16 protein-coding genes are annotated in these 19,245 nt (G+C 32.4%); 9 read left to right on the top strand and 7 right to left on the bottom strand.

Annotated features, from left to right (window positions below; all coding sequences use genetic code 11):
- Window positions 1-105: 105 nt before the first annotated feature.
- Window positions 106-942, bottom strand: a complete 837-nt coding sequence (locus tag ACFX5F_RS05915; protein WP_379850837.1) for a helix-turn-helix domain-containing protein — start codon at window positions 940-942, stop codon at window positions 106-108.
- 198 nt (window positions 943-1,140) lie between these two features.
- On the opposite strand from ACFX5F_RS05915, the gene ACFX5F_RS05910 reads away from it, so the two are divergent.
- On the top strand, window positions 1,141-2,370 hold the full coding sequence (locus ACFX5F_RS05910) for a multidrug effflux MFS transporter (RefSeq protein WP_379850893.1): 1,230 nt from the start codon (window positions 1,141-1,143) through the stop codon (window positions 2,368-2,370).
- A 19-nt stretch (window positions 2,371-2,389) separates the two neighbouring features.
- On the opposite strand, the gene ACFX5F_RS05905 is transcribed toward ACFX5F_RS05910, so the two are convergent.
- The 4 genes from ACFX5F_RS05905 to ACFX5F_RS05890 all read right to left on the bottom strand — a co-directional run bounded on the left by ACFX5F_RS05905 (window position 2,390) and on the right by ACFX5F_RS05890 (window position 7,416).
- Complete coding sequence (locus ACFX5F_RS05905; RefSeq protein ID WP_379850835.1) at window positions 2,390-3,664, bottom strand: NAD(P)/FAD-dependent oxidoreductase; 1,275 nt, start codon at window positions 3,662-3,664, stop codon at window positions 2,390-2,392.
- Between the two features lie 94 nt (window positions 3,665-3,758).
- Window positions 3,759-5,096: a DEAD/DEAH box helicase gene (locus tag ACFX5F_RS05900; protein WP_379850833.1), complete on the bottom strand. Its 1,338-nt coding sequence runs from the start codon at window positions 5,094-5,096 to the stop codon at window positions 3,759-3,761.
- 140 nt (window positions 5,097-5,236) lie between these two features.
- Entirely contained in the window at window positions 5,237-6,781 is a 1,545-nt protein-coding gene (locus ACFX5F_RS05895) for a DEAD/DEAH box helicase (RefSeq protein ID WP_379850831.1), read from the bottom strand.
- Window positions 6,782-6,888: 107 nt separating this feature from the next.
- Entirely contained in the window at window positions 6,889-7,416 is a 528-nt protein-coding gene (locus ACFX5F_RS05890) for a DUF6155 family protein (protein WP_379850829.1), read from the bottom strand.
- Between the two features lie 103 nt (window positions 7,417-7,519).
- Here ACFX5F_RS05890 and ACFX5F_RS05885 point away from each other — a divergent pair, with 103 nt between their 5' ends.
- From ACFX5F_RS05885 to ACFX5F_RS05875, 3 genes are all read left to right on the top strand, one after another.
- Window positions 7,520-7,804: a DUF3817 domain-containing protein gene (locus ACFX5F_RS05885; protein WP_379850827.1), complete on the top strand. Its 285-nt coding sequence runs from the start codon at window positions 7,520-7,522 to the stop codon at window positions 7,802-7,804.
- Window positions 7,797-9,056 carry a mechanosensitive ion channel family protein gene (locus tag ACFX5F_RS05880; RefSeq protein ID WP_379850825.1) on the top strand — a complete coding sequence of 420 codons (1,260 nt, stop codon included), beginning with the start codon at window positions 7,797-7,799 and terminating at the stop codon, window positions 9,054-9,056. Before ACFX5F_RS05885 ends, ACFX5F_RS05880 begins: the two co-directional genes overlap by 8 nt.
- A 97-nt stretch (window positions 9,057-9,153) precedes the next feature.
- Window positions 9,154-9,336, top strand: a complete 183-nt coding sequence (locus ACFX5F_RS05875) for a transposase (protein ID WP_379850823.1) — start codon at window positions 9,154-9,156, stop codon at window positions 9,334-9,336.
- 562 nt (window positions 9,337-9,898) lie between these two features.
- Here ACFX5F_RS05875 and ACFX5F_RS05870 read toward each other — a convergent pair.
- Window positions 9,899-11,185 carry a dicarboxylate/amino acid:cation symporter gene (locus ACFX5F_RS05870; protein ID WP_379850821.1) on the bottom strand — a complete coding sequence of 429 codons (1,287 nt, stop codon included), beginning with the start codon at window positions 11,183-11,185 and terminating at the stop codon, window positions 9,899-9,901.
- 68 nt (window positions 11,186-11,253) lie between these two features.
- Window positions 11,254-12,318, bottom strand: a complete 1,065-nt coding sequence (aroC, locus tag ACFX5F_RS05865) for a chorismate synthase (RefSeq protein WP_379850819.1) — start codon at window positions 12,316-12,318, stop codon at window positions 11,254-11,256.
- A gap of 194 nt (window positions 12,319-12,512) precedes the next feature.
- On the opposite strand from aroC, the gene ACFX5F_RS05860 reads away from it, so the two are divergent.
- The 5 genes from ACFX5F_RS05860 to ACFX5F_RS05840 all read left to right on the top strand — a co-directional run bounded on the left by ACFX5F_RS05860 (window position 12,513) and on the right by ACFX5F_RS05840 (window position 19,198).
- Window positions 12,513-13,337 (top strand): UDP-2,3-diacylglucosamine diphosphatase, encoded by an 825-nt coding sequence (locus ACFX5F_RS05860; RefSeq protein WP_379850817.1) that lies wholly within the window; start codon window positions 12,513-12,515, stop codon window positions 13,335-13,337.
- A 123-nt stretch (window positions 13,338-13,460) separates the two neighbouring features.
- Window positions 13,461-13,970, top strand: a complete 510-nt coding sequence (locus tag ACFX5F_RS05855; RefSeq protein ID WP_379850815.1) for a hypothetical protein — start codon at window positions 13,461-13,463, stop codon at window positions 13,968-13,970.
- A 176-nt stretch (window positions 13,971-14,146) separates the two neighbouring features.
- Window positions 14,147-14,662 carry a hypothetical protein gene (locus ACFX5F_RS05850; protein ID WP_379850813.1) on the top strand — a complete coding sequence of 172 codons (516 nt, stop codon included), beginning with the start codon at window positions 14,147-14,149 and terminating at the stop codon, window positions 14,660-14,662.
- A gap of 160 nt (window positions 14,663-14,822) precedes the next feature.
- Complete coding sequence (locus ACFX5F_RS05845; RefSeq protein WP_379850811.1) at window positions 14,823-17,354, top strand: PIG-L family deacetylase; 2,532 nt, start codon at window positions 14,823-14,825, stop codon at window positions 17,352-17,354.
- Between the two features lie 122 nt (window positions 17,355-17,476).
- Window positions 17,477-19,198 carry a sodium:solute symporter family protein gene (locus ACFX5F_RS05840; protein ID WP_379850809.1) on the top strand — a complete coding sequence of 574 codons (1,722 nt, stop codon included), beginning with the start codon at window positions 17,477-17,479 and terminating at the stop codon, window positions 19,196-19,198.
- Window positions 19,199-19,245 lie beyond the last annotated feature (47 nt).

The raw sequence follows: 19,245 nt of genomic DNA, 5'->3' as shown, positions 1-19,245 counted from the left end.
AAATACTTATTAAAAAAGTTCAAATATATTTTATCACCCTACTAAAATCATTAATATTAAGTATTAATCTATTGAAATATAGTTAGTTAATATAAATAAAATCTATTATTTAATTTCTTTTGGACTTATTCCAAATTTATTTTTAAAAGCAATGCTGAAATTGGAAAGATTGTTGTACCCACAATCTAAATAAATATCTGATGGTTTTAAAGTTCCTTCCTGTAATGTTTTTTTTGCGTTTTGTAACCGCTTATCCTGCAACCATTTCCCGGGAGACATGCTATACTCATTTATAAAATGGCGTTTAAAAGTAGAAAGACTCATATTACATAAAAAGGCAATTTCCTCAATCTTTAAATTTGAATTGATATTGCTCTCCACTATATTTTTAAATGAATAAGATTCTTTTGAAATTAAGGAATGCAGATACAATTCAAATTTAGATCCGTATTTATGAATAAGATAAAGCATTATTTCTTCAAATTTCACAGCCAGTAAATTTTCCATATAAATAGTATCTGAACCGCTTATTTCAGATAACGAATTCAAATAAGACAAGATATAAGTGTCATTTTCAATAACAAAATAAGGGATTTCTTCCTTGTTTGAGGCTGTGTTACTCGTGTGTTTAATTAAAAATTCAATGAGTTTATTTTCAGAAAAAAACAAAAGCTTACAATAATAAATATCATTCTTATCCAATAATTCGGTCCAAAGGCTGTTTCCCTTTTTAAGTAACAACGATTGTTCTTTGTTTACGGCTATTGATGTGTCGGCAAAATGGACTTGTTTTTTACCAACTTGTAGAAAACTAAACATATTCATACTTAAATTGACCTTGCTTTTAACAACATTATTAGTCATCTTAAAATCATATACAAATAAATCTTTTTTTGATTTATTTGTTTTCAAATATATTTCAGGTATGTTTTCTATGGCCATTTTAAAATTTTAAAGGCCATAAATGTAGTTCATATTTATGGTTACAATTACAATTATACCTGCTATTTATTTTATTTTATTTCAAATCGATTCATTGCAATACTTAATATTAGTCACGATTGTTGTTTGATTCGATTCATTAATATTTACCTTTGCAAAAAAAATTAAAAAAGTTCAATTTTCATGACTGATATTGCAATCACAAAGACAAAATATATAAAATTAATATTAATTTTAGGTTCATTAACAGCACTTGGTCCATTTTCAATTGATATGTATTTACCCGGTTTTGCAGGAATTGCTGCCGATTTAAATACTTCGGTTGCAAATGTCTCTATGACTTTGTCTAGCTATTTTATTGGAATTTCCGCTGGACAATTACTTTATGGTCCATTGTTAGACCGTTTTGGTAGAAAAAAACCATTATTTATGGGATTGTTAGTTTACATTTTAGCCTCTTTAGGTTGTGTTTTTGTCAAGGATATTGATACTTTTATTGGTTTACGATTTATTCAGGCTGTTGGCAGTTGTGCTGCGACTGTAGCTTCTGTATCTATGGTTCGGGATTTATTTCCTCTTAAAGATATTCCAAAAGTATTCTCCTTATTGATGCTTGTTGTTGGGCTTTCGCCAATGTTAGCGCCTACACTTGGAGGTTACATCACAGCTGATTATGGTTGGCATACTGTCTTTTTTATATTAATGTGCTTGGGAATTTTGATTCTTTTGGCTGCCCAAATTGGTTTACCAAATACTTATAAACCGGACACTTCGATTTCATTAAAACCAAAACCGATTATTACAAATTTTATCAACATTGTAAAAGAACCTCAGTTTTATACCTATGCTTTTACAGGAGCAGTAGCTTTCTCCGGATTGTTTACTTATGTAGCGGCTTCTCCTATTATATTTATGGATATTTTTAAAGTGGACGCAAAAGTTTATGGTTGGATATTTGCTTTTATGTCGTTGAGTTTTATCAGTGCCAGCCAGCTGAATTCTGTTTTATTAAATAGATTCAAAAGTGAACAAATGATTTTTGGGGCTTTAATTATGCAATCTGTCATTGTAATTTTATTTCTTTTACTGTCCATAAATAGTGTGTTAAGTTTGTACGGAACAATTACTATGTTGTTTCTATTTCTGGCCTGTTTGGGAATATCAAATCCTAATACAGCAGGACTTACCCTTGCCCCTTTTTCAAGAAATGCAGGAAGTGCCTCTGCTTTGATGGGTGCTATTCAGTTAGGGCTGGGAGCTTTGGCATCTTTTGCAGTTGGTATTTTTGTAAAAAATTCTATTTTGCCTATGGTTGTGATTATGACCTTTACAACACTTTTGGCATTATTGATTTTAATTCTTGGAAAACGAAACATAAAAAAAACTATTACAACTTCTCATGATGAAGGTGTTGCAATACTTCATTAATATTGAATCTAATTTAGTCTTATTTTGATTCTATTTTAATTTTTTTATCGGGTCTGATGATCATGCGCAAAGACTGATCTTTTGCAAAATAAGCAATCATCCAATTAAAAAAAGTTTTTATCCTGTTGCGATATGTTATTAATGAAATAAGATGAATAAATAGCCAGATAATCCAAGCAAAAAATCCTTTGAAATGCATTTTTGGTTTGGGTAAATCAACCACCGCTTTGTTTTTTCCAATGATTGCCATAGATCCTTTGTCATTATATTTAAAGGGTATTAATTGCTTATTTTGATTCATTAACTTAAAGTTATTGGCCAAATTTACACCTTGTTGAATAGCAACTTGTGCTACTTGTGGATGTCCATTTGGGAAATCTACATCTGTAAGTTGAATACAAGTATCGCCTATCGCAAAAATGTTTTCAGTGCCGTTAACTTTATTGAAAGCATCAGTAGCCATTCTTTTTCCGCGACCATAACTTTCAGATGGAATTCCTTCGAAAACCATTGCTGAAACTCCTGCTGCCCAAATTAAATTTTTAGTTTGAATTGTTTCCCCATTTCCAAAATATACCGTATCATCAATATAATCCACCACCGTGGTATTTAATTTCACTACAACCCCTAATTTTGTCAGCGCTTCCAGTGTATCTTCCTGTGAAGCCTTGCTCATTGGGGACAATACGGCATTGGCTCCATCAACCAGATAAATATTACTTGCTGTTGTACTTAATTCCGGATATTCTTTCAGCAAAATACTTTTTCTCATCTCAGCAAACATTCCCGAAACTTCAACACCTGTTGGACCACCACCGGCAACAACAATCGTTAACAATTTTCTGCGTTCGCGAATGTCTTTGCAAATGGCTGCTTTTTCTAAGTTTTTAAGCAGTGTATTTCGCATTACAATGGCGTCATTCAACGTTTTCATCGGAATAGCATTTTTCTTTACATTTTCCATTCCAAAATAACTCGTTTCAGCTCCAGTGGCAAAAACTAAATAATCGTAATTTAATTCCCCATTATTGAGAATAATTTTATTTTCGGAAGGATTAACTTTAAGTAAGTTTCCCATACGGAATTTTAGATTTTTTTTACCGGCAAAAAACTTTCTAAAAGGATAACTGATACTTGATGGCTCCAAAAAAGCAGTAGCTACTTGATATATAAGAGGCGCAAAGAAATTATAATTGTTTTTATCAACTAATGTAACATGAATTCCTTTTTGATTTAAAAGTTCTTTAGCAAGATTCAATCCTGCAAATCCACCCCCAATTATTACAATCTCCATATCGTGTTATTTATAATTCAAAAAAAAACATCCATAAATATACTCTATTTATGGATGTAATTAAATATAACAAGTATTAAAAAACTTATAAAATTTACTTCATTTTTTGTCTTTTAACTGGTTTTTCTGATGGTTCATTTTTGTGTTGTAACAAATAATTAGCCAATAATTTTTCTATTAATTCATCTTTTGTCAAATGATGAAAAACGGTTTTAATTTTATTTTTAAGTTCCGAATCAACATCGTGATTGGGTTTCGTTTTAAAAATTTGCTTTGCCCATAAAAGGGTATTGTTTTCGTCGATACTGGCAACAGTTGGCTTTTTGAATTGAGTGAATTTGATTCCTAACTCTTTTTCAAAATCTGCAATTTCAGAAACTTCTTCTTCTTGTAAAACAGTCAAGGAAAGCCCCTTTGCTCCTGCTCTGGCTGTTCTTCCGCTACGATGAACATAAGTTTCATAAACGTCCGGTAGATGGTAATTGACTACATATGAGATTTCCTTTACGTCTATTCCTCTCGCGGCAAGATCCGTGGCTACTAATATATTGATATGGCCTTCACGAAATTGTTCCATAATTCTATCCCGAATTCCTTGCGATAAACTGCCATGCAATGCTCCAGATGAAAAGCGGTTGATTGCCAAATTTTTAGCTAATTTATTGACCGCTGCTTTCGTTTTACAAAAAATAATACCGCGTTCGCCTTCTTTTGAATTTAGAAAATGCATCAAAACATCGAGTTTCTCAATAGGATTAACTACAATGTATTCGTGATCAATTCCTTGATTTCCGACCGTTTCCATGTTAGCACTAACTTGCACCACATTTTTATTCAGGTAATTTTGAATTAGTTGCTTAATGGTTCCAGGCATGGTTGCTGAAAACAAAAAGGTTTTGTGGGATGTAGGTAATTCGGCAATTATTTCATCTAAACCTTCTTTCAAAATGGTAACCATTTCATCGGCTTCATCAAGAACTAGGAATTTGGTTTCTTTTAAGTTTATCGCTTTACGCTGAATCAAATCTATTAAACGTCCAGGAGTAGCCACCACAATATGTGTAGGTACTGAAAGTCTTTCTATTTGCGGCTTGATTGGTATTCCTCCGCAAGTTGCTACAATTGAAACTTCAGGCAGGAATTTAGCAAACGATTCTAAATTCTTAAATATTTGTTGCCCCAATTCTCTTGTAGGTACAAGAATTACTGCTTGTATAACAGATAAATTGGTATCTATTAATTGTAAAATGGGTAATCCAAATGCCGCTGTTTTTCCAGTTCCAGTTTTGGCAAGACCCACTAAATCAGTTGTGTTTGATAATAGTAACGGAATTGTTTTTTGCTGAATTTCTGTTGGTACAACAATATTCAAATCAGAAAGTGCATTCAATATGGGAGTAGAAATTCCTAAATCAGAGAATTGTTTTGACATTTTTTTGGATTTTATAATTTTATAAAAAAGTTGTTTTGTAAACGTAATTTTTAGCCCCGATGGAAACGGCATCCTGTTGTGGCGGGGTTCGCCAGAACAGATATAGTGTACAGCGGGATTAGCTCCTTGAAAAGAAAATATTAATCTTCATCCGGTTCGTTCATGATTTTCTCACGATATTTTTTACCAGTTAACAATATTAACTTTAATTTGTAATCGTCCACAAGCCACTCGCGGTAATTTTTACTGCATTGACTCAAACATTTTGAATAGCGCTTGATACGACAATCGATATCGTCTTCTAAGAGTTTTCCTAATGCTTTAGCTTCTTGTAAAGTCTCCGAATTATCAACACACATGGCAGCGTGCTGTTCCAACGATTTATCGAGTACTTCTTTTGAGCGTAAATTTAATGCAATGATTAACTTGTGTTCTTCATCTACATCAAAAGTTACCACTTCTGTCTTACTAAATTTAGCGCGTAATTCCGGAGGCATTGAATATTTGAAATACAATTCGATTTCAGTATCATCACGTAAATTTTCTAGATAAAACTCAGGTGATTTAAAAATATGTTGCCAGTTTACCGGTTCGCTCCACAACCCAAATCGGGCAGCATTATTTCCTAAATCGATAACATTAAATATATCTTTATTGGGGAGTTTTCTAGAACCACGACCAATCATTTGATAGTAAAGTGTTAAAGATTTTGTTGCTCGGTTCAAAATAATAGTTTCTACTGTAGGTTCATCGAAACCTGTGGTAAGAATTCCAACGGATGTTAAAATAGCGTCCGGAGTATTCTTAAACCAGTGTAAAATATCTTTTCGTTCTTCGTTATTGCTGGTGTTGTCAAGATGGCGAATTTCATAACCGGCTTCTCTAAAAGTTTCATATACATACAAAGAGGTATTGATACCATTATTGAAAATCAGGGTTTTCTTTCCCAAAGATTTCTCCGTATAGGCATGCAATAATTTTTCCTGCATGGCCATGTTGGTATATAAATCATCCGATGATTTTACGGTGTAATCTCCATTTATCCCTACTTTCAACGAGGTCAATCCTACGTCATAACTATAGGTAATTGCTTTTGCCAAAAAGCCTTTATCAATTAGTGAACTAATAGTATCTCCTACAATTAATTCATCATAACTTTCATGCATTGGCAATTTAATATTCGAACTCAATGGTGTTGCTGTTACTCCTAATATGAAAGCATTTTTAAAAGAGCTTAGTAATTTTCTGAAGGAGTTGTAATGTGCTTCATCAATAATTACAAGACCAATATTGTCTAAATGTAATTTTTCATCATTGATTCGGTTTTTTAATGTCTCTACCATGGCCACAAAACAAGAATAATCGTTTTGGTCTGGAAGTTCTTTTACTTTGCTGTTGATGATTTTGTTTTTGACATCAAAACCCTTCAACATTTTTGAAGTTTGTTTGCAAAGCTCTATTCTGTGTGTTAAAACAACTACTTTTTTGTCATGTTTTGACAAATAACGTCGCACGATTTCAGAAAAAACGACTGTCTTTCCTCCACCAGTGGGCAGTTGGTATAACAAATGATGTTGACGAGGTCCATTGTCGATACGTTCAAAGATAGCATCTATGTCCCCCTTTTGGTAGGCATAAAGTTCTTTTTTGTCTTCGATTTCGATTTCTAAAGTGTTTTGGGACATTGCTTATTGTTGGATTTTTGCAAAAATACGCCTAAAAAACAGTTTTATTGTCAATTTTAATTAAAAAAAAAGAGGAGTCATTAAATAAAATAGAATTATACAACACCTTAGTAATCCAATCGCTCTATTATAGCATTAAACTCGGTTTCATTGTGCCATTTTTGTTTAATGGATTGATTATGAATAGATAAAATTCTTGTCTTAAAATCATTTATAATTCCATTAGCAATCAAAAATATTACTGCTTGTTCAAAGGAGTTGAACATACTTTTGAAAAATAATTCGGGCTTTACGATATTTTCTGAAGAGAAAGTTTGTGCAATTTCAATATTGTAGAGCATTACATCGGCAATTATAAAAGGATCTACCCCCAAAAGAATAAAATGTTTGATGTATTTTTGAGCAACGGATCGTCTCATTTTTGGCTTGCTTCGCCTTCCTGGTTTTCTTGCAGGATAATATTCATTTGAGATTTTCAGTTTGCATTCCTGCAAAAGGATTTCTTCCTTTGGATTGAAAACAAAATTATAATACACTTTGACGGGGCTGAATTTCTCGTACAATTCGATAATTTGTTCTTCGAGTTGTTCTTTATTCAATTCAGCTAAATATTTTTTTAAATCGCGCTTGCTCATTATCAAAGTTTAAGAATACAAAAGTAAATTACTTTAGGAATCAATAGATTAAAAATCAATGATAATACTTATTTTTGTACATTATCAATCAAAAATATAGTAAATGCTCAAGATTTTCAAGGTTACAGCAATTCTGGAAGGAATATCTTATCTAGTTTTATTTTCAAATATGCTTTTTATCAAGCCTACAAATTTTGCCCTTTATAAAACATTACTTTATCCAATAGGAATGAGTCATGGAGTATTATTTATAGGATATATTATATTGGCAATTTTATTGAAAAAATCTCAAAAATGGGATTTCAAAAACTTTATCATTATTCTAATTGCCTCTTTAATTCCGTTGGGCACTTTTTATGTAGATAGAAAATACCTTAAAAATGTATAAATTCATAGAGAAATTATTCACTTTTTTATATCCAATATTTAGAAAATGGGGATTAGGAAGCAATTTTGCCTCTTATCTGAGTTTACTTGTAAATATTGCCATTCTCTGCTTATTGGCTTATGCCATTTATATCATATTCAGACTTGTATTAGTAACGGTCATGATGGTAATAGCTCAGAAAACCAAAACTAAATTTGACGATTTACTAGTAACTAATAAAACGGCAAAGTACATTGCCCATTTAATCCCGTTATTATTCATTTATAAATCAGTTCCTATTATATTAGATCGATATGAATACTGGGAAGGGGTTTTTGGTAAATTGGTGGGGATTTATATTGTCATTTTGATTTTATGGATTATTCGTACCATTTTTAATGCTTTAAGGGATTATTTAAAACTGAAACCAAGATATAGCGATAAACCTATTGACAGCTTTATTCAGGTAGTTATGATTGTCCTTTGGATGGTTGGAATTACAGTGATTATCTCTAAATTATTTGATATTGACCAAAAAGAGCTTTTAACCATTTTAGGAGCCGTATCTGCGGTGATAATTTTGATTTTCAGAGATACAATTTTAGGTTTTGTATCTAGCGTTCAAGTCTCTATAAATGACATGGTTCGCATTGGCGATTGGATTACAATGGACAAATTTGGTGCAGATGGCGATGTGATTGAAATCAATTTGGCAACGGTAAAAGTTCGAAATTTTGACAATACCACTACTACAATTCCAACGTATAGTTTGAGTTCTGATTCTTTTCAAAACTGGCGCGGAATGCTAAATTCAGATGGGAGACGTATAAAAAGACACATCCTTATTAAAACAAGTAGCATTCGATTTTTGGAAGAAGATGAATTAAACAAACTAAAAAAAATTCAGCTGATCTCAGAGTACATTGATTCTAGAAAATTAGAAATTGATAATTTTAATTCCGGTCATAAAATTGATAAGACAATTGCTATTAATGGTCGTAATCTCACTAATCTTGGATTATTTAGAAAATATATTACGGAATATCTTCATCACTATCCCGGATTAAATAAAGACATGTTGATGCTTTGTCGTCAATTGCAATCTACTTCACATGGAGTTCCTCTAGAGGTTTATGCATTTTCTCATGACAAACGATTTGAAAATTACGAGTATATCATGTCCGATATTTTTGATCATATAATTGCATCTATTTCTTATTTTGATTTGGAAATTTTTGAATTACCTTCTCATGATAAATTTATAGCGGAGTAATTTCTTAAGTTTTTGTAGGAAAAATATATAACGTGATCCAATGGACATGCTAACTTAGCCAACACAGAAAGTTAAGAAATAATCTTAATTTTAACCTATGAAACAAGTGCTCAAAATTTACGACAAAGCTTTCAAAGAAAAAGCCGTCCAATTGAGTTATGAGAGAACAATCATATCAGAACTGGCCAGAGAGCTGGGAGTAACAGCACCACAGTTGTACAAATGGCGCAAAGAGTTCAAGAATTTGGAGAGGGAAGTTTTCCTGGAAAAGGGAATTTAAAACTAAGTCCCGAACAAGAAAAAAAGGTGAAACTGAACTATTACGACTGTTTTTTCGATGCGTTAAGTCCTCGATTTTATCAAGTAATTTTTGAATTAATGATTCTAATCGGATAACTTTGGTCTCTAATTCAGCAATACGTTTTTTGTCGGAGTTCAATTTCTATTTATTTGACACAAAGGAAACAAACACCCATAAAAAGCAAAGCAAATCAAGTAGATAGTTGTTAATTAGTAATGAACAAATGTTCACAACGACGCTGTTTTTTCAAAAAAAAATCAAAATTATTCATAACTATGTTTTTTTTTTAGAACAGGCTGAATAGTTACTAACTTTTTTATTTAACTAAAATGTACAATATATTATTAAAAGGATAATTATATTTGTAAATATATTCCTAAAAAAATTTCATAACACTCATAAAATGAGGATAATATTAAATTAAGTCTTTTACTACTTCACTCGGTTTTTTTAAGGTATGTTAAGGCATAATTAAAAAATTATGAGCAAAAAATAACCCATTTGAAAAACAAATGGGTTATATAAGACTACTATTTTATTTTTAAATTGTATCAGTTGGTACCGTTTCAATTTCATCTCCCGCTTCCCATTGGCCTACAACAGAAGTGGCTAATGCATTTCCTAAAACATTCGTAGCACTACGAAACATATCACAAAAATGATCTATTGGTAAAATAAGTGCAATTCCTTCTATAGGAATTTTAAACATACCACAAGTAGCGGCAACAACAACTAAACTAGCTCTTGGTACACCTGCAATACCCTTACTGGTAAGCATTAATACTAATAACATGGTCATTTGTGTCCCTAAATCTAAATCAATTCCGTACGCCTGTGCAATAAAAATACTGGCAAATGTCATATACATCATACTACCATCTAAATTGAAAGAATAACCAAGAGGCAACATAAAAGAAACGATACGATCTTTAACCCCAAAACGTTCCAATTCTTCTGTAAGCTTTGGAAAAACAGCTTCGCTACTAGTTGTGCCAAACGCTATGATTAACGGACTTACAATACGTTTAAGCAAAATAGTCATTCTACTCTTTAGGAAAATATACCCAACAAGTATTAAAACAACCCATAAAGACGAAATTCCAATTAAAAAAGATCCAAAGAATTTAAAATAAGTAATCGCTAATTCCTGAAAATCTCGTACTGCAAATACGCCCGCAATAGCACCAAAAACACCTATTGGGGCAAACTTCATTACATAGTTTACCATTTTTAAAACAATATGCGAGGTTTTATCCAAACCATTTATAACTGGCTTTACATAATCTCCTAATGCAGCTGCAGCCAAACCAAAGAAAATTGAAAAAATTACAATCTGTAAAATTTCATTAGTTGCCATTGCTTCAAAAATACTTTTCGGTACAATATGCTCAATAAAATTTTCGAAGGTCAAACTTTGTGTTTTAGCGGTAACTTCAGTAGCTGATGCTAAATCAATATTCGATAAATTAAGTCCAACTCCTGGTTTTAATATATTCACAAAAAACATACCTAATAACAAAGAAATGAATGAAGCTGTAAAGAACCATCCTAATGCTTTACCGCCAATTCTTCCTACCGCTTTAATATCCCCTAATTTTGCAATTCCAACAACCAATGTCGTAAAAACTAATGGAGATATAATCATTTGAACCAATCGAATAAAAACGGTCGCCAACATCTTTATTTTGCCACTAAAGGATTGGGCTGTGGCGGCATCCGTTGAATTATGAATTATAATTCCTAAAACAGCCCCGAAAAGCATTGCTATTAGAATTTGACCTGTTAAGCCTTTAAAAAATGATGGTTTCTTAGTTGTAATTGTATTCATTAATGTAACAAATTGATTTCAAGGTTATGGTTCAGGATTTAGCTCGTCAAAATCCGGAGTATGCAATGCTATTTTAAATAGGTTTTGTTTATTAAATAAAAATCTGCAAGAACAATCGCTGCCATGGCTTCAACAATAGGAACTGCACGAGGAACAACACAAGGATCATGACGTCCTTTACCGGTCATTTCAGTAATATTACCTTGATTATCCAATGATTCTTGTTTTTGCATTATCGTTGCAACAGGTTTGAAAGCGACACGGAAATAAATATCCATTCCGTTACTGATACCGCCTTGAATTCCACCTGAAAGGTTAGTTTTAGTGGTTCCGTCAGGATTATACAAATCGTTGTGCTCGCTACCTTTCATTTTAACGCCTTCAAATCCGCTTCCAAACTCAAATCCTTTTACGGCATTTATAGAAAGCATGGCTTTACCCAATTCAGCATGAAGTTTATCAAAAACAGGTTCCCCTAAACCAATAGGCACATTCTGAATTACACAAGATACGGTTCCTCCCACGGTATCGCCTTGTTTTCGTATGTCACGAATATAATCTTCCATTTCGATCGCCATGGCTTCGTCTGGACAACGAACCGGATTATTCTCCGTTTTAGAAAAATCCAATTCTTGGTATGGTTTTTCTAAAAATATAGGACCTACAGAAGATACGTAAGCATTAAATTTTATTTCAGGTAACATTTGTTTTGCTATCGCACCAGCAACAACTCGACTGGCTGTTTCACGAGCAGAACTGCGTCCTCCGCCACGATAATCACGAACACCGTATTTTTTTTCATACACATAATCGGCATGACTTGGTCTGTAATTATCTTTTATATGAGAGTAATCGTCCGATTTTTGATTGGTGTTTGGAATAATAAAACCAATTGGAGTTCCAGTTGTTTTCCCTTCAAAAATTCCGGAGAGAAATTGTACATCATCCGGTTCTTTTCTTTGGGTGACAATTGCTGATTGACCTGGTTTTCTTCTAGACATTTCAAGTTGAACTGCTTCCAGGTCAATTGTTATTCCAGAAGGACAGCCATCTATTATTCCGCCTAAAGCTTCTCCGTGTGATTCTCCAAAAGTTGTAATTCTAAATAGGGTTCCATAGCTATTTCCTGCCATTGTAGTAAGTTTTGAACAAATGTATGATTTTAGTTTAAAGTTCAAAAGTTTATCCCGAGATTTCAGAATAAACTTTTAAGAAATCTTTAAGAATCATTCACTTTAAATTAATCCTCGCTGCTTTTTCTTAACCTTTAATTAAATTTCAATTAATAACAAGGTCCTTAATTTGTTAAAATTCAAAAAAGAATCAATTGAAAAAAAGAAAAGTTGAAGTAGTTGTGATTTCTGATGCGCATCTTGGGACTTACGGAAGTCATGCTAAAGAGCTTTATAATTACCTATCCACCATAAAGCCCAAAATTTTGGTATTAAACGGCGATATTATAGACATCTGGCAATTTAGGAAATCCTATTTTCCTAAAGCCCATTTAAAAATTATTCAAAAAATTATAAGTCTGGCGACCAAAGGCACTAAGGTTTATTATATAACAGGAAATCATGATGAAATGCTACGAAAATTTAGCGATATGAACATGGGAAATTTTACTTTGGCAGATAAATTGATACTTGATTTAGACGACAAAAAAGCTTGGATTTTTCATGGAGATGTTTTTGACACTTCCGTTCAACACTCTAAATGGATTGCAAAACTAGGTGGTTTAGGATATGATTATTTGATTCTCTTGAACCGACTTGTAAATTGGTGTTTATTAAAAATAGGAAAAGAACCTTATTCCTTTTCTAAAAAAATAAAGGCAAGCGTAAAAAAAGCAGTAAAACACATTTCTGATTTTGAAAAAACAGCCACCGAATTGGCCATTGAAAAAAAATACGATTATGTTATTTGTGGTCATATTCATGAGCCCAAAATGGTGCTGAAAGAAAATAAAAATGGATCGACTATGTATTTGAATTCAGGTGATTGGGTTGAAAATTTAACCGCCTTAGAATACAACAAAAAAAGATGGAAATTATATCATTATTCGGAAGCTAACTACCCATTAGAAGAAAACCTCCTAGAAATGGAAGACATTTTAAGCAATGAACTAATAGCCTCAATACTATTTCCAAAGTAAAATCATTTTATTAAGTTTGCGTTATTAAAAATCACGAAAAGTGGAAATTATATAACATTTAACAAAAATTTTGTAATTCATTATTCAACTTTAATTATATCTTTGTATCATAAAAAAACACTTATGAAAAAAATTATTTTATCAGTTATAATGCTAGTTGGATTAGCTTTTACTGCACAGGCTCAAGATATTTCGAAAAACGCATTAGGTCTACGTTTTGGTGACAATGGAGGATTTGGTACTGAAATATCTTACCAAAGAGGTCTATCTAAAAACAACAGACTTGAATTAGATTTAGGTTGGAGAAACAGAAATGATTATAAAAATGGTAATTATGACGACAAAGCAATTAAATTAGCAGCATTATACCAATGGGTTTGGAACATTGATGGTGGTTTCAATTGGTATGCAGGTGTTGGTGGTGGTTTAGGAAGCTATAATAGAGATTATTATGATGGAAGAAATTACAACAATGGAACTTTTGCTTTTGCTGCAGGAGATATAGGTATTGAATATAATTTTGACATTCCATTATTGATTTCGGTAGATTTCAGACCTGAATTTGGTAATAGTGATTATTACAATAATAATTATGGATCTGATATTGCCTTATCTCTTCGATACCAATTCTAAATATTTAGAAAAATTTTTATAAAAGAGAGCTCCCAAAAATGGAGCTCTTTTTTTTATGAATAAAGTTATCCCAATAAATGTTAATTAAAATTTGTTGGCACAGTTCTTGGATTTACAGAAAAAGTATTGACACAAGGAGTTAATATAAAATGATTACTAATTAAATATTTGAAAAGATGAAAACATTAAAACTACTCGCCTTAGGAATAATCCTTTTTGCCTCAAGTGCCATACATTCACAAGTCTCAGTAAGTTTAAATATCGGAACAGCTCCATCATGGGGTCCAGTAGGATATTCTGAAGTAGACTATTATTATTTACCTGATGTTGAAGCCTACTATGACATCAGAGCTACACAGTTTATTTATTTCAATGGTGGAAGATGGACACGATCTAGATATTTACCAGGACAATATAGAAATTATGATTTGTACAGCGGATACAAAGTTGTCTTGAATAATTATCACGGGTCAAGACCTTACAGCAACTACCGAAATGACAGAGTTAAATATTACAGAGGATATCAAGGTAGACCACAAAGAAATATAGGGTACCGTAACAATGATCGTAGAGAATATGAAAATCAAAGACACGACAATCGTGAATATGAAGGACGCGAGAATCATGGAAATGAAGGACGCGGGAACAACGGTCATGGAAAAGGAAACGGACGTGGCCATGGTAAAGACTAAATTAATTACTGATTAAAGAAATGATAAAAAAGAGAGAACCTTAATTGGTTCTCTCTTTTTTGTTAAATACTTTTTCTTTTTTTTAAAGAAAATCAAAAACATTTCAAAAAAAATTTAATTAATTCCTACATTTGAAGCTATTGCAAATAAATTCTAGAAAATGCAAAATAAATATATACAGACCTTTATACTTTTCCTTTTTTGTTTTCAAATAGCAATCGCTCAACAGCCTCAGAAACTAAATTCGGTCGAAATTTATAACCAGATTCAAAAGCTTAATTTTTTAGGTACTGTTCTTTATATAGCTGCACATCCAGATGATGAAAATACCCGATTAATTTCTTATTTGTCAAACGAGAAGAACGCAAGAACCGGTTACTTATCTTTAACACGAGGCGACGGCGGCCAAAATTTAATAGGCCCTCAGTTGCGAGAATTATTAGGAGTAATACGCACACAGGAACTTATTGAGGCCCGAAAAATTGATGGTGGAGAACAGTTTTTTTCACGTGCCAATGATTTTGGGTTTTCTAAAAATCCTCAGGAAACATTAGAAATTTGGGACAAACAAAAAGTTCTTTCTGATATTGTATGGGCAATTAGAAAATTTCAGCCTGATGTAATTATCAATCGATTTGACCATCGTTCATCGGGAACGACACATGGTCATCATACAGCATCAGCACTATTAAGTGTAGAAAGTTTTAATTTAGCGAACAATCCAAGCATTTTTCCGGAACAATTAAAATTAGTGGAGCCATGGCAACCTAAACGCCAGTTTTTCAATACATCATGGTGGTTTTATGGAAGTAAAGAAAAATTTGATGCAGCAGATAAATCTAATTTAATGGAAATGCAAACCGGCGTTTATTATCCCACCATCGGTAAATCAAATCAGGAAATTGCCGCACTAAGCAGAAGCAGACACCAGTCTCAAGGTTTTGGAAGTACAGGAACCCGAGGGGAAGACATAGAATATCTTGAATTTATAAATGGTACTGCATTGCAAAACAAGAATTCACTTTTTGAAGGGATTGATACCAGTTGGAACCGTGTAAAAGGCGGAAAACCTGTCGGAGAATTATTGACAGCCATCGCTTCTCAATTTGATTATAACAACCCTTCGGCCAGCATTCCAAATTTGGCGAAAGCCTATACCATGATGCAATCTTTAGAAGACAAACATTGGGCAACTCTAAAATCTTCCGCAATAAAAGAAATTATTGCCTCTTGCTCCGGTTTGTATCTAGAAGCAGTAGCTCAAAATCAAGAAACTACTCCCGGAAGTACTATAAAACTAAAACTTGAAGCCATAAACAGAAGTTTAATTCCAATGCAATTAATGAGTGTAACCACTTTGCCGGAACAAAAAAATATTTCTCAAAACATAGCATTAAGCAATAACATTTTAAAAAACATTAATATCGATTTACAATTACCTATTTTCATTGACTATACACAACCGTATTGGCTAAAAGAAAATGGAACAGTGGGAATGTACACCGTTACTAAACAAAAAAATATAGGAATTCCTGATATAATTAGAGAAGTAAAAGTGGTTTTTAATGTCTTAATTAATGACATAGAAATTCCTTTTGAAAGAACGGTTGTTTATAAATACAATGATGATGTAAAAGGCGAAATGTATAATTATTTAGATATTGTTCCTGAAGTAACTACAAGTATTCTTGATAAAGTTTCTCTTTTTAAAAACGGGAAAAATAAGGAAATAGCCGTAAAAATAAAATCTGGAAAAGATGCTGTAAAAGGAGATTTAATACTTGAATTACCTGATAACTGGATTGTTTTACCAAAAGTAATTCCTTTTAGTTTAGATAAAAAAGGAACCGAACAAATCGTTTATTTTCAAGTAACGCCACCTAAACAAACAGACGAAGTAATAGCCAAAAGCATTGCCGTTGTCGATAACAAACGATACGATAAAGACCAAATCAGTATTGATTACAGTCACATTACAAAGCAACAAGTATTGAAACTTGCTGAAGCAAAATTCATCAAATTGGATTTAAAAACTAATGAAGAAAGAATTGGTTATATAATGGGCGCTGGAGATGAAGTCCCTAAGAGTTTATCTCAAATGGGGTATAAAGTAACAATATTAAAACCCGAAGAAATAACTCCTGAAAAATTAACAACGTTTGATGTCCTTATGACTGGGGTTCGCGCTTATAATACGGTACCAGAATTAGCAAATAAACAATCGATACTTTTTGATTTTATCAAGGAAGGAAAAACAATTATTGTACAATACAATAACCCTAATGATCTTGTAACTAAAAACATAGCACCTAATACCCTGAAAATTTCTGGTGACAGAGTAACCGAGGAAAATGCAGAAGTTCGCTTCTTAGCGCCTAATCATCGTATACTGAATTTCCCAAATAAAATCACAGCTAAGGATTTTGAAGGATGGAAACAGGAACAAGGACTATATTATCCTAATGAATTTGATAAAACCTTTACTCCTATTTTATCATCCAATGACAAAGGAGAAACGCCTAAAAATGGCGCCTTATTAGTCGCTCCTTATGGAAAAGGATATTATATTTATACCGGTTTAAGTCTTTTTAGAGAATTACCGGAAGGAGTATCAGGCGCTTTTAGATTATTATCCAACATGATTTCATTGAAAGCCAACGTGAAAATTCCTGCTCAAAGTACTAAGCCTTAACATCTTAAAAAATGGAAACAAAAAAAATAAAAACCTGGAAAAAAAACTACACTTGTGTTCTTGTAGTCAACGCCATCTATATTTTGATTTTTTATCTAATAATGCACTTATACTCTTAACTTATGCAACTATTTGATTGGATTGTACTTATAGTCACACTATTATTTATTGTTATTTATGGCGCTTGGAAAACCAAAGGAAGTAAAAATGTAGAAGATTTTATTCTTGGCAGCAACGAAACCCCTTGGCATGTTGTCGGACTTTCGGTTATGGCAACCCAAGCCAGTGCCATTACGTTTCTATCGACACCTGGGCAAGCCTATCATGATGGAATGGGGTTTGTACAATTCTATTTTGGACTCCCTATTGCCATGGTCGTTATTTGTGTCACTTTCATACCAATCTATCATAAATTAAAAGTATACACTGCTTACGAGTACCTTGAAAAAAGGTTTGATCTTAAAACCCGCTCTCTGGCCGCAATACTTTTCCTGTTTCAACGAGGATTAGGAACTGGATTAACCATTTATGCACCGGCCATTATTTTATCGGCATTATTAGGCTGGAATTTAACCATTATGAACATTATTATTGGCGTTTTGGTCATCATATATACCTTTTCCGGTGGAACAAAAGCGGTAAACGTGACTCAGAAACAGCAAATGTTTGTAATCATGTCTGGAATGTTAATCACGTTTTTTCTGATTTTACATTACTTACCAAATGATATGACTTTTACTAACGCTTTGCATATTGCTGGTGCAAATGATAAAATGAATATTGTTAGTTTTTCAACAGATCCAGAAGAAAAATATACTTTTTGGAGTGGTATTACGGGAGGTTTTTTCTTAGCATTAGCTTATTTTGGTACTGATCAATCTCAGGTTGGACGCTATTTATCAGGAAGATCCGTTCGGGAAAGCCAAATGGGATTGATCATGAACGGTCTTTTAAAAGTTCCTATGCAATTCTTTATTTTACTTACTGGAGTCATGGTTTTTGTTTTTTTTCAATTCAATCCAGTTCCATTGAATTTTAATCCAAATAATAAAATAATAGTTGAGAAATCCGCCTTTAAGGGAGAATATCACACACTGGAAAAAAAATTGGATGATTTATCCGAAGACAAAAAAGTGATTAATCTACTCTATATCGATCAGTTAAATCAAGATTATGACAATCCAATTCTTCGAAAAGAATTAATAACTTTATCCAATAAGGAAAAAGATTTAAGAGATCGAGCTAAAGAAATTATTCTAAAAGCCGATAGTGGCAGCGAAACTAACGACAAGGATTATGTTTTTTTTCACTTTATCCTGCATTACTTACCTAAAGGCCTTATTGGTTTATTACTGGCAGTTATTATTTCCGCAGCCATGTCTTCAACAGCTTCTGGACTGAATGCACTGGCGTCAACCACAGCAATTGACATTTACAAACGCAATCTAAAAGAAGAAAAATCAGAAAGGCATTATTTGAATGCCACTAAGTTTTTTACGCTGCTTTGGGGAATTGTCGCTATTCTTTTTGCTTGTATTGGTACTTTATTTGAAAATCTGATTCAATTAGTAAATATAATCGGATCTATTTTTTACGGAACAGTTCTTGGAATTTTTCTGGTAGGATTTTATGTTAAACAGGTAAAGTCTCAAGCTATATTTTATAGCGCCGTATTTAGCCAAATTACAATTTTTGTTATATACTATTATGCGATTTATATTTACCCAAGCGGCGAAGAAAAACTGGGTTATCTCTGGTTGAATTTTATTGGAGCAATGTTAACAATTATAATTTCGTCAATATTACAAACGACTATTTTTAGAAAAGAAAAAGCAGTAGCTTAACAGTAAGACCTTTTATAAATTAATCATTTAAAATAGAAAATCCCGTC

This window comes from Flavobacterium zhoui, assembly GCF_042787235.1.
In the GTDB taxonomy this organism is placed as follows: domain Bacteria; phylum Bacteroidota; class Bacteroidia; order Flavobacteriales; family Flavobacteriaceae; genus Flavobacterium; species Flavobacterium zhoui.
The sequence above is the reverse complement of the archived record's forward strand: the minus strand, read 5'-3'. Positions and strand labels throughout refer to the sequence as shown.